Annotated in this window: 15 protein-coding genes; 3 read left to right on the top strand and 12 right to left on the bottom strand. The window is 42.5% G+C overall.

Features of this window, described 5'->3' with window-relative positions:
* Nucleotides 1-4: 4 nt before the first annotated feature.
* From panD to Q0I54_RS05215, 7 genes are all read right to left on the bottom strand, one after another.
* Nucleotides 5-412, bottom strand: coding sequence for an aspartate 1-decarboxylase (gene panD, locus Q0I54_RS05245; RefSeq protein WP_294782947.1), 408 nt, complete (start codon nt 410-412; stop codon nt 5-7).
* Nucleotides 413-458: 46 nt separating this feature from the next.
* Nucleotides 459-1,298, bottom strand: coding sequence for a pantoate--beta-alanine ligase (gene panC, locus Q0I54_RS05240; RefSeq protein WP_296117036.1), 840 nt, complete (start codon nt 1,296-1,298; stop codon nt 459-461).
* A gap of 76 nt (nt 1,299-1,374) precedes the next feature.
* Nucleotides 1,375-2,202, bottom strand: coding sequence for a 3-methyl-2-oxobutanoate hydroxymethyltransferase (gene panB, locus Q0I54_RS05235; protein ID WP_296117034.1), 828 nt, complete (start codon nt 2,200-2,202; stop codon nt 1,375-1,377).
* Nucleotides 2,199-3,041 (bottom strand): Rossmann-like and DUF2520 domain-containing protein, encoded by an 843-nt coding sequence (locus Q0I54_RS05230; protein ID WP_296117032.1) that lies wholly within the window; start codon nt 3,039-3,041, stop codon nt 2,199-2,201. Before Q0I54_RS05230 ends, panB begins: the two co-directional genes overlap by 4 nt.
* A 156-nt stretch (nt 3,042-3,197) precedes the next feature.
* Nucleotides 3,198-4,010, bottom strand: a complete 813-nt coding sequence (locus tag Q0I54_RS05225; RefSeq protein WP_296117030.1) for a hypothetical protein — start codon at nt 4,008-4,010, stop codon at nt 3,198-3,200.
* A 110-nt stretch (nt 4,011-4,120) separates the two neighbouring features.
* Complete coding sequence (locus tag Q0I54_RS05220; RefSeq protein WP_296117029.1) at nt 4,121-5,392, bottom strand: DUF5716 family protein; 1,272 nt, start codon at nt 5,390-5,392, stop codon at nt 4,121-4,123.
* A 4-nt stretch (nt 5,393-5,396) separates the two neighbouring features.
* Nucleotides 5,397-8,486, bottom strand: coding sequence for a DUF5717 family protein (locus Q0I54_RS05215; protein ID WP_296117027.1), 3,090 nt, complete (start codon nt 8,484-8,486; stop codon nt 5,397-5,399).
* Nucleotides 8,487-8,610: 124 nt separating this feature from the next.
* Here Q0I54_RS05215 and Q0I54_RS05210 point away from each other — a divergent pair, with 124 nt between their 5' ends.
* Nucleotides 8,611-9,873: a chloride channel protein gene (locus Q0I54_RS05210; protein ID WP_296117025.1), complete on the top strand. Its 1,263-nt coding sequence runs from the start codon at nt 8,611-8,613 to the stop codon at nt 9,871-9,873.
* 301 nt (nt 9,874-10,174) lie between these two features.
* On the opposite strand, the gene Q0I54_RS05205 is transcribed toward Q0I54_RS05210, so the two are convergent.
* From Q0I54_RS05205 to Q0I54_RS05190, 4 genes are all read right to left on the bottom strand, one after another.
* Nucleotides 10,175-10,402, bottom strand: a complete 228-nt coding sequence (locus Q0I54_RS05205) for a hypothetical protein (RefSeq protein WP_296117024.1) — start codon at nt 10,400-10,402, stop codon at nt 10,175-10,177.
* Nucleotides 10,392-10,883: a DUF3990 domain-containing protein gene (locus Q0I54_RS05200; RefSeq protein WP_296117022.1), complete on the bottom strand. Its 492-nt coding sequence runs from the start codon at nt 10,881-10,883 to the stop codon at nt 10,392-10,394. Before Q0I54_RS05200 ends, Q0I54_RS05205 begins: the two co-directional genes overlap by 11 nt.
* The gene (locus Q0I54_RS05195; RefSeq protein WP_296117079.1) at nt 10,880-11,062 is read right to left on the bottom strand and encodes a DUF3791 domain-containing protein; all 183 of its coding nucleotides are present in this window, start codon (nt 11,060-11,062) and stop codon (nt 10,880-10,882) included. The genes Q0I54_RS05200 and Q0I54_RS05195 overlap by 4 nt, the downstream gene beginning before the upstream one ends.
* A 359-nt stretch (nt 11,063-11,421) precedes the next feature.
* Nucleotides 11,422-11,970, bottom strand: a complete 549-nt coding sequence (locus Q0I54_RS05190) for a VanZ family protein (protein WP_296117020.1) — start codon at nt 11,968-11,970, stop codon at nt 11,422-11,424.
* Between the two features lie 318 nt (nt 11,971-12,288).
* Between Q0I54_RS05190 and Q0I54_RS05185 the strand changes: the two genes are divergently transcribed.
* Complete coding sequence (locus Q0I54_RS05185) at nt 12,289-13,773, top strand: nucleotide sugar dehydrogenase (RefSeq protein ID WP_296117019.1); 1,485 nt, start codon at nt 12,289-12,291, stop codon at nt 13,771-13,773.
* 33 nt (nt 13,774-13,806) lie between these two features.
* Complete coding sequence (locus Q0I54_RS05180; protein WP_296117017.1) at nt 13,807-14,892, top strand: GDP-mannose 4,6-dehydratase; 1,086 nt, start codon at nt 13,807-13,809, stop codon at nt 14,890-14,892.
* Nucleotides 14,893-15,018: 126 nt separating this feature from the next.
* Here Q0I54_RS05180 and Q0I54_RS05175 read toward each other — a convergent pair whose 3' ends face one another.
* Nucleotides 15,019-15,630 carry a hypothetical protein gene (locus Q0I54_RS05175; protein ID WP_296117015.1) on the bottom strand — a complete coding sequence of 204 codons (612 nt, stop codon included), beginning with the start codon at nt 15,628-15,630 and terminating at the stop codon, nt 15,019-15,021.
* Between the last annotated feature and the right edge of the window lie 129 nt (nt 15,631-15,759).

The raw sequence follows: 15,759 nt of genomic DNA, 5'->3' as shown, positions 1-15,759 counted from the left end.
CTTTTTACTCCTCATCCAGTCTTGCTTTATCGAATAACTGACCATGTTTCTCATAATTTGTCACCCGGTCAATTCGATTGATCTCGTCCACAAAAACAACTGATGGTTTGTGTGTTTTTGCTTCCTCCGGCGTCATATCTGCATAAGACATAATGATAACTTTATCTTTGACGGAGGCACAGCGCGCTGCTGCACCGTTTAAGCAGATCATTCCGCTTCCACGCTCTCCGGCAATGGTGTATGTCTCAAAACGTGCGCCGTTATTGACATCAACGATCTGAACTTTCTCATATTCAAGAATACCTGCAGCATCCAGAAGATCTTCATCAATTGTGATACTTCCCACATAATCAAGTGCAGCCTGTACCACAGTTGCACGGTGAATTTTTCCTTTTAACATCTGAAGGGTCATAAAAACTTTTTTCCTCTCTACTTTTTACTTTTCTCCGCAGTGCTCATTAGCATACAAAGTTATCAATTAATCTTGTTTTTCCAATATAGACTGCCATAGCAACCAGTGCCGGACTCTTCAGTTCTGTTACCTGCTGCATTGTCAGACCGTCTACCGCTTTAACATAATCAATTTTTGCCAGCGGCTCTGTCTCAATGTTCTTTTTCATTGCTTCTACTAATTTTACCGCATCTGTCTCCCCTTCTTCAACCATTTTCTGGCCCATAAAGATGGTTTTGCTTAAAATAAGTGCTGCTTTTCGCTCTTCTGCGGACAGATAGGTATTTCTGGAGCTCTTTGCCAGTCCGTCTTCCTCACGGATGATCGGGCAGCCAATTACTTCCACATTCATATTCAGGTCATCTACCATATGTTTGATGACGGCCAGCTGCTGTGCATCTTTCTGTCCAAAATATGCACGATCCGGCTGAACGATATTGAATAATTTGCTGACTACAGTACAAACGCCACGGAAATGAACCGGACGGCTCAGTCCGCAAAGTTCCTCTGTCAGAACCGTCATATCCACAAAAGAACTGAATCCATCGTGATACATTTCTTCCGGTTCCGGATGGAAGATCAGGTCAGCGCCAAGGCTCTCACAGAATTTGCTGTCTTTTTCCAGATCTCTCGGATAACTCTCCAGATCCTCTGTCGGTCCGAACTGCATCGGATTAACAAAAATGCTGACAACTGCTTTGTCATTCTGCTCTACGGCTTTGCTGATCAGACTGCCGTGTCCCTCATGAAGATAACCCATGGTCGGTACAAATCCGACGGTCTTTCCTTCTTTTCTCCATCCTGCTACAATATCTCTTACTTCTTTTACTGTTGATACAACCTGCATTTTTAGTCTCCTCTATACTTGTTTTTTATTAAGAATGCCCTCTGCATTCTTGCTACGAGATGTGATGCCTTCACATTTAATATAACTTTTCAATAACTTCGTCTGAAATCGCGTATGTATGTTCTGTTGTCGGGAATGTACCTGCTTTTACCTCTGCGGAATAATCAGCAAACGCCTGTTTCATGATTTCGCCCACATTTGCAAAACGTTTCACAAACTTCGGTGTAAAATCAGAAAACATGCCGAGCATATCCTGATTTACCAGAACCTGTCCGTCACAACCTGCACCGGCTCCGATTCCGATGGTCGGAATGGAAACCGTCTTTGTGATCACTTCTGCAAGTTTTGCCGGAACGCATTCCATTACAAGCATAGAAGCACCTGCTGCCTCAACTTTTTTTGCATCCTCTACCAGCTGACGGGCTGCTTCCTCGCTTTTGCCCTGTACCTTAAATCCACCAAAGGCATTGATGGACTGTGGTGTCAGTCCGATATGTGCGCATACCGGGATATCTGCTGCCACAATAGCCTCAATCTGAGGGCACACTCTGGCGCCGCCTTCCAGTTTTACTCCATGTGCATGTCCTTCTTTCATCAGACGTCCTGCATTTAACACTGCATCATAGACAGATGTCTGATAAGACATAAACGGCATATCTGCCAGAACAAAGGCATTTTTGGCGCCTCTGCTGACTGCCGCTGTATGGGCGATCATATCTTCCATGGTAACCGGTAACGTATTTTCATACCCCAGCATAGTATTTCCAAGAGAATCACCGATCAGTAAAATCTCAATTCCTGCCTCGTCCATGAGTTTCGCCATGGAATAATCATAGCAGGTGAGCATCGTGATCTTTTCTCCGTTCTCTTTTTGCTTCTTCAATGTAGAAACTGTTGTTTTCATGATTTTATAATCCTTTCCATCTCAGAATAATCCCGCTCCGGATGTTTCATTTTTGCAATCTTCAGCACTTCTTCGGACAAATCTCTATAAATCTTCTGTTCCTGTGCAGACAAGCTGTCTAAATGATCCATAACCGTAGACAGGTCATTTCGCTCAATCGGGCCTGTCAAGGCACCAACCGGGCCGTACTGGATGATATTCTCCGTATTTCCAAGCATCAGCGGTGATAATGCGCGATGTGCATTTGCTGCCGAAAAGCCACAATTTCGCAGCATTTCCTCACACATATTTGCCAGTCCCACGTACAGATTGCTGGCCATAGCTGCCGCTGCATGATAACGTACTTTGTCTTCTTTTGAAATAACCTCCACCGGATTTCCGAAACTTTCAAAAAGCCGTACAAACCAGTTCAGATATTTCGGATCTCCCTCAATCGTAAAAAACGCCTGTGAGATCACTTTGTATGATTCATACTTATCATTGATGGCGAATAACGGATGGATAGAATATCCATAAGCGCGATAACGCTCAATATCCGAAAAGACAGCGGAACTCAATGAACCACTGAAATGACTTATAATCTTATTCTGAATCGGAAGCATTTTTAACTGTTCCCACATTTGGGCAATCGCCGAATCCGGAATTGCCACAAAAAGGACATCACTGTCCTCTACCAGATGTCTCAAATTCAGGTACTGTCTGGTATTTGTAAAATCTGCTGCCTCTCTGGATGACTGCGGATTACGGCTGTAATATCCGGTCACCCTAACATTGCGCTCGGTTAGATATTTTCCAAGTGAAAAACCAACTTTTCCTGCGCCAATAAATCCAATATTCATAAGCATCCCTCCATTTCTTAATGGCGGGACAGTGAGTCTCGTTTGCGACCTGCAATACAAGCTCCGTTTCAAAATAATATATACAAGGTATCGTTTCCTTTCGGAATACCATCCGCTCGACATTATACCACCACGAATGGCATTCGTAAAGATTTTTCAGGAATACATTTCCTCATATTCCTGTATCCACCGGGTACGGATCTCATCCTCCCGGCTTTTCCAGTTAAACGCATGGTTCGCATCCGAGATTTTTTTGCGTTCCTGATAATACTGCTCCTGATCGGACACATCTGTAAAATGCGAAAACGCTTCTTTCATTGTACCAAAATGGATCTCCGGTGCCTTCTCCTCCATCTGCTCCTCATCATTGATATAATTCATGGCATACAGATAACAGAGTTTTGACCGCTCTTCCCTGGATTTCTGATAAGCCGCCGAAAACATTCGTGCCGCCTCCGGGAACAAAAACAGCCTTGCATATGCCACTCCAAGATTATGCATAATATGCCCTTGCAGTTCCTCCGTCATCTGCAGCATAAATTCCGGCTGCAACAGTTCCAGATAACCATAAGCCGCATACCGATACCGTTTTTTCACCAGAAAATAATCCGCCCGCATTTTTCTGCGTTCCATCTGATTTTTTCCACGGATCCGCTCAATCACCTGCTCCAGATGATTTAATTCTGCTCCGGAATAATATCCCGATGACGCAAAAATCAGTTCCGCGCAGGCATACACATCCCGCTTTCTGTGATACAGATGCTGCAACTGTGCCGCCAGTTCCTTTGCGTCCAGCGCGTCCTGCAACCACGAAAACAGTTCCTTATTCATCCAGCCATCGTCCAGCAAAAACAGACTGGATTCCATGGCATAGCACAGTTCTTCCATCGTCTCGACCTGTACCGATAACGTCTCCAGATACAGCGGATACGCCGCTTTTTTATATGTACATAATTTTAAAGCACCCATTGTCTGCTCTCTCCATCCAATAAAGCGGACATTCAAGATCCACTTTTTCTAATTGCTCGTGAACACAGTCTCATTTTCAGATTTTGCTCTATCATATCCATGCTGCGCATCTACACACTATAACGTCCATGTTTCCCATTGTCTGTATCAAAAGACATCGGCACTGTCCATTTTTTTCCCGTAGATTCAAAAAACGCTCCAAAACCGGTGTCCGAAATATGCACCTGCGCCTGTCTGCCATTCTGTGCCACTGCCTGAATCCGAAGCCGGATCGTTTTGTCCGGCCGCTGCGGCAGATCTGTCAATTCAAAAGTCTGTTTGCGATGATTGATCTGTCCGATCCTACCGACTTCAAATACCAGTTCCGGTGTACCGTCATACAAAAATTCATAGGCAGGTGTCTCATAATACCAGTTTCTTCCTGCCTCCAGTAAGCGGATCAGCGCCGGACTTCCTTCTTTCTGAATATGCAGGAAAATCTCTCCCTGGGTCTTGTAATCACACTGATAGAAAAATCCCCAGTTGGCACTGTCACTATAACGATAAGCCGCGTAGCAGACTCCTTTCGTAAACAGATTTTTTCCAAGGAATACCCGTTTATTCGTGCCAAGCACCCGCAGAGACTCTTTCAGCCAGCTGCCGTCAAAGCCATCTCCCACAAAATAAACCGCAGAAATCATATGGTTTGCAAAGGATTCCCGGATAATATTTGCGAAAAATTCATCCCGCACCTGTGAATCCGGCACTACATAATCGGGAACATCCCAACGCTTTTTCTCCGCCGTCACCATCTGAAGGTTTCTTCCACCCCGCCGGTGCAACAGATAAAAACAAACTTCGCGCTCTGAAAAATCAAACAATACTACCTCATGCTGCCAGAGCATATTGTCCTGATGATACGTATGGGCGAAAAAACTTTCCGCATGATCCATCAAAAAGAACCTCTCTTCTGAAAAATCCAGCTCCTTTCGAATCTGCTCAAACAGGCGGATCACATCGTCCGTAATCTCCGGAACTGTGATGCCAAGACAGATTTCTGCTGCATTGGCCGCCGAACCATAACGATCTTTCAAGTGGATCAGACGCTGCAGGAACTGACGTAACAACCCCTGATAAAAGGCAGACTCTTCCGCAAATTCCTCCAGTGCTTTCTGATACAGATCTGTAAAAAAATCTCCCTGCGGATTTTCCCGTCTGCGCAACGCCTCTTCCCCATAAAATGTTTTTCCCGAACCGGACAGATACATCGCCAACGGGATCCCATACCGTTCTTCCCCGCCAACAGCAATTGTCTCCGGTTCTTTCATTCCCGACCCGAACAGGCTGACCATCGCCTGTGTTTCTGTCAGGTCAATTCCAATATATATTTTTCCAGGTTTCACGTTTCTACTCCTCTATGGGCTGAAATAAAGCATCTGCCAGATCGGTCAACTCTGCATACTGATAATCAAGCTGGGCCTCCCATTTTCCGGCAAGCATTCCAAGTTTTCCAAATCTCGTATCCTGCCATTTTTCATAGTCCACCGGTTCTAACACACCAGTCTCCATACAGCTGCCATCCGCTGTTTGAATCTCGTAAGTCTCCGATTTCTGCAGCAGTTCCCGGCAAATATAACTGTATATGCCCGGAAGCACTTCCTTAGCCGTACCTAAAATCCGGTGTCCATCCGGTCGGTTTAAGCGTACCACCTGCAGATTCTGCCCCGGTGTTCCGACAAAACAAATCGCTCTGGAACCATACAGCAGATATTTTCGCTGCAGCTTCTCCGGCAATATATCATAAAAATCAAAAAAGTGATTCTCCAACACAAATTTTTTCAGTACCTGTTCTGCCTGCTGTGCATATGTCTCATTGGCATCTTGGGCATATGCTTTCAAAAATGCTGCCGCACACACATTCTGACGGCAAGTTCTGCGTGCCATCCGTGCTCCGATGTACGTTCTGGCAGCATTTGGAAGTTCTGCTTCTTTTCGCATATACAACCAGGAAAACCAGACCGCATAAGACTGCAAAATCAGTTCATCTGTCTCATGCTCCAGCAGATCTTCATACAGTTTCTCATGCTCCGGTGCAAATTCTCCGGTAAACAACATATACAGCATCAATTTTTCCTCATACTGTGACACATCCAGTTCCTGCGCCTTTGCCTTCTGAATGCATTCTGCAAGTATTGCGATCGGTGCTGCAAATCGTTCCAGACGTTCCTGCAAAGATAACTGTACCAGTCCTGTTTCAGCATTCGAATCAGACATTTTATCCTCCGGCTGATCCTGATAAACATGCTTTCCGGACATCATTTTTTTCAGATGGAACTGATCCTTTGCTGTGTAAAGCATGCCGGAAGCACTCTCATACAAAATAACGAAAGGTTTTGTCGTCAGGTTGATATAAGTACCTTTCTCATATACCGGCACTTTCTGGATTTCTTCGATGCCATCCTGCAAAATATGAATGCCTGTCATTTCCGCATTGATCACGCTGACACGGTAGCTATTCTCCGCTTGACCACGCCACTGCTCCCAGTCGGAGCGCACAGACTGCTTCTTCACTTCCTCATAAACAACTGCAAGATCTTCGTTCATATGTCCCTGTGCCAGTTCCTGCTTTGCAAAATTCCGCAGCAGAACCAGATAGGATTCCCAACTGTTTCCAAGACGGCTGCGGTTTCTCACCAGATATGCAAACAGCATGGCTTTTCTTCTGGCCGGAAGGGAACTATTTCTGGAAAAATACCGCAAAATCTCATCCGGCAGCATTCCGTCCGTCTTGCTCCAGGAAAGCATATATGCCTCATACAAACCGGCAATTTTCAGATGCTGTGCCACGCCTTTCTGAAACCAGGAAAAATATACTGCGCCATAACAATTGCATTTGATCAGATAAGTACAGATGATCTTCACCGCATTACTGTCTGCCGCCAGCCTGTAACTGCGGCACAGCAATTGAAAATACACAGTATCAAACGTCTTTTGCGACTGCATCAGCGCAAACAAACGATTTCCGATATTCGCTGTCAACCGCCCATTTTTCATCATCCAGAAAAGTAAACGGCGTTCAAAAATTTCAAACTGGAACAGCAGTTCCGGATGATTTTCCAGTAATCTGGCTGCCTCATCATAAAAAATTGGGCTTGCATTTCCCGTCAGCATAAACTTGCGGATCCATTGGTATTTTCGCTCCGGATTGCGCAGCAATGCCTCATCAATATGAAGCAGGATCCATACAAGCACCGGATGGGACGGATATTTCAAATAAATCTCCCGCACCCGTTTCGTCACATCCCGGGTGTAAGAAGTTGTCTCACCAATGGTTGTCAGATACAGATAAAACGCACTGAGAGGAGTCCGCTGGTTCTGGATCATACGTGCCACTTTCTTTGAGAGCAGTTCTGCCTCATCCTTTCGGTCACAGGAAAGTGCCACATACATCCGATACAAAAGCTGCCACTCATTTTTGCCATCCAGTGCTTCCGCCTGATCAATGAGCTGCTCCATCTCACCGCTCCAACTATCCCGGCCAATCTTTTCACAACGATACTCCAGATACAGTTGCTCCATCTGCGCACGAATTTCACGATTTTTCCATGCCTTTGACTTCTCTGCTTTCTCCAAAACAGTCACCGTGATTTCTACCTCGACTGTCTGAAACGCCGTCTTTAACGTAATCTTTCCAAAATTTTTTCCACCATGAAGCTGTCCCGGTAAAATCTGATATGATAATTCTGCATGTTTTCCGATGAAATCATAACTTCGGATCTGCTGTTTTTCCAGTCGGATAAAATCTGCATCACAGGAAGCTTCCACAAAAATATAACCCCATTCACTTTTTTCAATATCCAGAAAATCTGTCTGAATCTTCGCGCCGGCTTTATATTCTCTCACAGACCGTGCCACCTGAATGCTGCTTCGCTTCTTTTTTCCACAGCCGATCAGGAATTCCTCCATCTCATGCGCCCCGCGCCCATGCTGTGTCAGCCCACGGTACAATAACTTCTGAAATCCGGTATCATGATGCAGCACATTTACAAAATACGGGGACTTAAAAATCTGCAGTGCCTCGTCCCAGTTCAGTTTGCACAAATTTGTAAAATCATTTAATGTCTTGATTTTTCCGATAGAAGACGGCAGATAATGCCGTGAAATATCCGCACGAAACGGCAGCTGATATTCTCCCACATTACTTGTAATGACAAAAATGCCACGATCCGTCATACCTTCCGTCATCGCATCCGCATGATACTGAAACCGGATTTGAATCTCCGTTCCATGAAATTCCGCCGTCTCACAGGTGACATGCGGATTCTCGCAGGATACAATACCACGCACTTCCCTGTCACTGCTGCTGTGGAATGCAAAGGTTCCCTCAAACACTTCATTCTCCGCAGCCGTAAATTTCAGATCCATGTCCGGCAGCAGCAGACATGTGTCACCATAGTCAAATTTTTCCTGTATGATATCCTGCAATTTTCTCTTCATGGTAATTTCCTGCCTTCTGCAATCTTTTCCGATTGCTTTTTTCCGGTTTTTCTCTATAATATTTAAGTATAAAACATTTTAGATGTTCTTGCAATGTCGGGAAAATAAGACGGGAGAAAAAGTTATGTTTGAATCATATATCAATGTATTAAAAAGAGGCGGTTCGCACCTCGTCTCATCACTCCGGGCTATTATCTTCGCGGTTCTGACCGGAATTATACTGGGATTTGTCGGAACTGCTTTTTATTACGGCATGCAGTTTGTGACAAACACAAGATTACAGCATCCATGGCTGATCTTTCTGCTTCCGGCTGCCGGTGCTGCCATCATTGGACTATATCATTTATTACATGATGAAAAAGACACTGGAACAAATCTGGTACTGTCCGCCATCCATTCCAACGAAAATATTCCGCTGCGCATGGCACCGTTAATCTTTATTGCCACACTGCTGACCCATTTGTTCGGCGGTTCCGCAGGACGTGAGGGCGCTGCCCTGCAGCTTGGCGGAAGTATCGGAAATTCCCTGGGAAAACTGTTTCACTTTGATGAAAAAGATCAGCACATTATGATCATGTGCGGTATGAGTGCCGCTTTCTCGGCGCTGTTTGGCACACCACTGGCTGCTGCGATTTTTTCCATGGAAGTGGTCAGTGTCGGTATCATGCACTATTCCGCTCTGCTGCCGTGCGTCATCGCATCGCTGACTGCTCACGGAATCGCCACAGCATGCGGCATTGCTCCGGAAATTTTTCCGATCAGTTCCATACCGGCATTCACACCGAAAACAGCTGTGGTCATCGGTATTTTTGCCGTACTTTGTGCTGTTGTCAGCATCTTATTCTGCACGATCCTGCACAATGCGGAACGTTTATACAAACGCTTTTTCAAAAATCCATATCTCCGGGTAGTTGTCGGCGGATGCATTGTCATCGCACTGACCCTGCTGGTTGGCGATCAGACCTATAACGGAACCGGCATGAGTATCATCGCAGGGTGTATGGAAGGGAAATCCGTCTTTCCGCTGGCTTTCCTTCTGAAAATGATCTTTACCGCCGCTACTCTGGGAGCCGGATACAAAGGCGGCGAGATCGTACCGACCCTTTTTATCGGTGCAACTTTCGGAACCTTTTTCGCAACCATTGCCGGATGCTCCGTTCCGCTGTGCGCCGCCGTTGGTATGGGTGCTGTATTCTGCGGTGTTACAAATAGTCCGATCACTTCACTGCTGATCTGCTTTGAATTGTTTGGATTCGAGGGAATGCCATATTTTCTGATTGCGATTGCACTGAGCTACATGCTGTCAGGCTACTACGGATTGTACAGCAGCCAGAAGATTATTTATTCTAAGTATAAGACAGAGTATATTAATCGGAAGACACATTAAAGTTTGAAAAGCCGATGGAGACATTGTCGTTTCCATCGGCTTTATACGTATCCGCAAAAAATCAAGATACTTTTTCTGTGCCTCTTTGTCATTCTGATATTCACGAAACAGGCAATTCCACTCGTCCACCAACACAACAAACGTATGTCCTGTATTTGCAAATACTTCATTCATTGCAAAAATTAAATGCTCACTATTCACATAATCCGGATATTGTTGCTTCAATTTCGTTACAATCTGTGTCTGTAATAACCGAAGCATATACACAGGTTACATAAATCAGATTTCGCAACGGCATATTTTATTCAAAAAGTTCTGGCTCATTTTCAATCAAATCTTCTGCCAGATATTTTGCATCCATATTTTCTATCCCATAACTGTCTCTTGAAATTTGTTCAGCAAGTTTACTGGAATAATAAATATCAAATGCCTTCCGCAAATCTATTCCTTTCATTTCAGAAATTGCATTAATAATATCATTTTCCAAATTCTGCTTATAAACTTCTTCCAGTTGCTTCTTATCTACCATTATTTTCCACCTCATATGCTCTTTTAAAAGTGATAAGTTTATTCAGTGTTTCCTGATTTACAATACATATTTGATTATTCATCTTATAGTATCGCAATTCACCTAATACCTTTTCCTTATCCCATAAACCTCTAAAATACATATCTACAGTCTTAAACACGTCATCATCGGCAACATTTCCTATAATAATATCATATTCTTTATTTAACGGCTGTCCTCTTCTACATGCACATACAAAATCAAGCCATTTCTCATTCTCTATTTCAAAAGATAATACATTAAAATCATCCCATGCTTCAGATAATTCATAAACATTAACTATTGCATTCTTTTCCTGTCTCATGCCCTTTCGAACTGCCCATTTCTTTGCCTGATTTTCAAAAGTTGTAATATAGAATCCTCGTCCAAAATCCAAATACTTTTTCGAATGTACTACGTCCGGATTTTTTATAATTTCTGTTGATCCATGATATACAATCATACATTAACTCCTTTTTCTCTTACGAAATCTGTAATATCTTCTACCAAATATTCTTTTCCCTGCGTATGAAGAACATCATAACATTTAATGATATAATTATCCAAAATTCCTGTTGAATTTAATATTCTATATACTTTGGCTGGAGACATCTTCCATTTATCCGCAAGACTATACAGCATGAATATTGAAAAGCTCAATTCTTTTTTCTCACACATAACTACTACCAACTTTCTATCATATTTATATTTAGATTATAACAAGTATTTTTTCTTCATACACTATTATTTTTCAATTATCATCAAAAAAATGGTAAGTTCTTAATTTTTATATTGTAAGTCATTACACCTACAAATATGTAAGCCTTTAATATCTCACCGGTATCCGCTTGTTGGCAGATACCTTGCTCTCTTTCGAGAGCATAAGCTTTTGAAGTTCTGTGTCGGTCATTGATTCATCAAGAGGCCAAGAGATATTTAGTTCTCTGGCACGTTTTTGAACTTTGACGACAATTTTGAATACTACTGAATTTATATGGTTTTTATTTCTTTCCAAATTTTACTTTTTTGTAACATCTCCACAACACATCCACCAATATACATCCAAACATACACCCCAGCGCATTATGAATCATATCATCCCACTCAAACAGTCCTCTTGCAAATATCAGCTGACACGATTCAATACCAAGTGAGATCAGAAATCCCACAAAAAAGGCTACTTTGGGTCTTATCCTCTGATTCACAATAAAGGGTAATAAAACGCCTGCCGGAAACAGCAACAAGCAATTCAGCAAATCTTCCTTTAACAATTCCATATCATGATAACGTATGATCGCATGCCAGGACCAAAACGGAATCCATTCCGCCTGCCTTGTAATCGTCGTTCTTGTAAACACAGTGGACTCAAATACGATCGCCAAAAATGTCAGAAACATCATCAGCGCAATGGCCTGCACTATCTGCACCCTTCCGTGGCGAACAGCCCGGATCAGAACAAACAATGTCAAAGCAGCAACTACGCCAAAACACAATATTTCTCTCCAGGACCACATTGGATTATAAGTGATAAGAATCTGATAAATGTCCATACAAAAATCCTCCTGAACAATTTATGCTTACCAATTATAACAGAATCATTCATTAACGCAATCCCGGGACATAATTCTTTCACATCTGGGTAACATATAACCGGTCCAAATGCCGTTGTTTTTTATATTATTAACACTTTTTCCTTTGCTTTGTCATTTTAAATGTCATTTCTATGCCATTTAAAATAGAATTTTCATTTTTGAACCATTTTCTATTGATTTCCATTTTTAAAGCTGATATTATAGAAATCGCTTATTTCCAATAGATAAGCAACACAAGAAATGTCATTTAGAATAGCATTTATAAAGGAATAAATTATGAAAAAATTATCAATTGAAAAAATGGTCAATACCATCACAGAAAAAAGAAAAGAAAAACATCTGACGCAGGCTCAGTTATCCGAAATCACCGGAATTCACCGTGGAATGATCGGCAGACTGGAAAACATGGACTACACCCCATCTATTGATCAGCTACAGTCCATCGCAGAAGTATTAGACTTCGACATCACAAATTTATTTATGGAAGAAGAACCAGAAAGTGCTTCTGCTACCACTCTGGATCGTCACTACAACATTGCAGTAGCAGGAACCGGTTACGTTGGTCTGTCCATCGCCACTCTGCTGGCACAGCACAACCATGTTACTGCCGTAGACATCATCCCGGAAAAAGTTGATCTGATCAACAACCGTAAATCTCCGATTCAGGATGATTACATTGAAAAATATCTGGCAGAAAAAGAACTGGATCTGACCGCAACCTTGGACGGAGAATCCGCATATAAAAATGCTGATTTCGTTGTCATTGCAGCTCCGACCAACTATGACAGTAAAAAGAACTACTTTGATACCTCCGCAGTAGAGGCAGTCATTGAATTGGTGCTGAAAGTAAATCCGGATGCGATCATGGTCATCAAATCCACCATCCCGGTTGGTTATACCGCATCTGTCCGTGAGAAATATCAGACCGAAAATATCATCTTCAGCCCGGAATTTTTACGTGAATCCAAAGCACTGTATGACAATCTATATCCATCCAGAATCATCGTATCTACCGATATGAACAATGAAAAACTGGTGCAGGCTTCTCATACATTTGCTGCCCTGCTGCAGGAAGGCGCCATCAAAGAAGATATTGACACATTGTTCATGGGCTTTACTGAGGCAGAAGCTGTAAAATTATTTGCAAACACTTACCTCGCACTGCGCGTTTCCTATTTCAATGAGCTGGATACTTACGCAGAAATGAAAGGTCTCGATACAAAAGCAATCATCAACGGTGTCTGCCTTGATCCACGTATCGGCACTCATTACAATAACCCAAGCTTCGGTTACGGCGGCTACTGTCTGCCAAAAGATACCAAACAGCTGTTGGCAAACTATAACGATGTTCCGCAGAATATGATGTCTGCCATTGTTGAGAGTAACAGAACAAGAAAAGATTTCATTGCAGATCGTGTTCTGGAACTTGCAGGTGCATATGAAGCAAACAGCCAATGGGATGAGAACAAAGAAAAAGAGGTTATCGTTGGCGTATATCGTCTGACCATGAAATCAAATTCCGATAACTTCCGGCAGTCTTCCATCCAGGGTGTTATGAAACGAATCAAAGCCAAAGGTGCTACCGTTGTCATCTATGAGCCAACACTTGAAAACGGAACCACATTTTTTGGAAGCAAAGTAGTCAATGATCTGAAAAAATTCAAAAAAATAACAAACAGCATCATTGCAAACAGATATGACAGCTGCCTGGATGATGTCAAAGATAAAGTATACACACGAGATCTGTTCCAGAGAGATTAATTAGCATAAATTTACAGGAGGTTTCAATAAGATATGCAGAACTTAGATTTACATAATAAAACTGTCCTTGTCACAGGTTCTGCCGGCTTCATCGGCAGCAACCTTGTGTTGGAACTTTTAAATACACAATCCCCGATCACGATCATCGGTCTGGACAACGTAAACGTTTATTATGACGTATCCATCAAAGAATGGCGTCTGAAAGAAATTGAAAAATGTGTAGCCGCACACACCGATTCCAATTATAAATTCTACAAAGGAGATCTGGCTGACAAAACTCTAGTCGATCAGATTTTTGGAGAACACAAACCGGATATCGTTGTAAACCTTGCCGCTCAGGCCGGTGTCCGTTACTCCATCACAAATCCAGATGCTTATATCCAGTCCAATTTAATTGGATTTTATAACATTCTGGAAGCCTGCCGTCATTCCTATGACAATGGAGCAAAAGGTGTGGAACATCTGGTATACGCTTCTTCCTCTTCTGTCTATGGAACAAACAAAAAAGTTCCGTACAGCACCGAGGACAAAGTAGACAATCCGGTATCTCTTTACGCTGCAACTAAGAAAAGCAACGAGTTGATGGCTCATGCTTATTCAAAATTGTATAACATTCCGTCCACCGGATTACGTTTCTTCACCGTATACGGCCCAGCAGGAAGACCGGATATGGCATACTTCGGCTTTACCAACAAACTTTTAAAAGGTGATACCATCCAGATCTTCAACTACGGAAACTGCAAACGAGACTTCACATTCGTGGATGATATCGTAGAAGGTGTAAAACGTGTTATGCAGGGAGCTCCGGAAAAGAAAAACGGAGAAGACGGACTTCCGATTCCGCCATACGCTGTTTACAACATTGGAAACAGCAATCCGGAAAATCTGCTAGATTTCGTCGATATCCTTCAACAGGAACTGATCCGTGCCAAAGTGCTCCCGGAAGAATACGATTTCGATGCACACAAAGAACTTGTTCCTATGCAGCCAGGCGATGTACCGATTACCTACGCTGATACATCTGCCCTAGAGCGTGACTATGGATTCAAACCAGCTACCAGTCTGCGTGACGGACTTCGTAAATTTGCGGAATGGTATAAAGAATTTTATCAGGTATAATGATTCTAAAAAATGGTCAGGGCAGAGTTTTTCATCTCTGCCCTTGTTAATTATCCAATACATATCTGCCTAATAAAAAACATTATTTATATCTACTCGTAAGTTACTAACTCATGATTCACTTCATCATTCTTCTAATAATTCTGAACAGATTTGGTCTACATCATAATCTGGAGCATATTTACCTGCAATCTCACAAATTTCTCGAATTTCATCAGTATTTTCTTCCAATGCGTCGATAATTTCATCAACATTCATTCCTCTGGCTAATTTTCTAATTACCTGCCGGGTCAACGTCTCTATATGTCCCTTCTTTTTTCCCCTTGCTTCGCCTATTGCCTCTGACTCTTCCCGCTCCTGCTTCATATGTGTTTCTTGATCATATTCAAAAATACTCATCCTTAAGACCTCCGCTTTATTACGTTTCAGAAAATCTGACAAGATTCCATTGCTGATACATTCGTCCACAGCTTTTTCTATTGCCAGTTCAAATTTCATCTGCTCCTGATATTTTCGAACAGTATCCACAAAAATCATATACTGATGCAATGTAGGACTTTTCTCTGCTAATTCTCGATTATGTCCCTCATTAATATTCAATATCGTAATCTTCAAATCCAGATCAGTCTCTCCGGAATGTCTTATATAAGCCTCTGACAGTCGCTGCTCCACTACATCTGGAATCTTCTCTGTTCCATTATAGAATACCACAAATTTCGGTTCTGGCAATGGAATCATTGTTCTTCCATATAAATTTTCATTTCTGGTCAATGCTGAATAGATGCATGTAACATAAATCAGATTTCGCAACGGCATATTTTATTCAAAAAGTTCTGGCTCATTTTCAATCAAATCTTCTGCCAGATA

This window comes from uncultured Eubacterium sp. (genome assembly GCF_934295145.1).
Taxonomy (GTDB): Bacteria; Bacillota; Clostridia; order Lachnospirales; family Lachnospiraceae; genus Eubacterium_I.
This window is presented reverse-complemented; position numbering and strand designations above follow the sequence as displayed.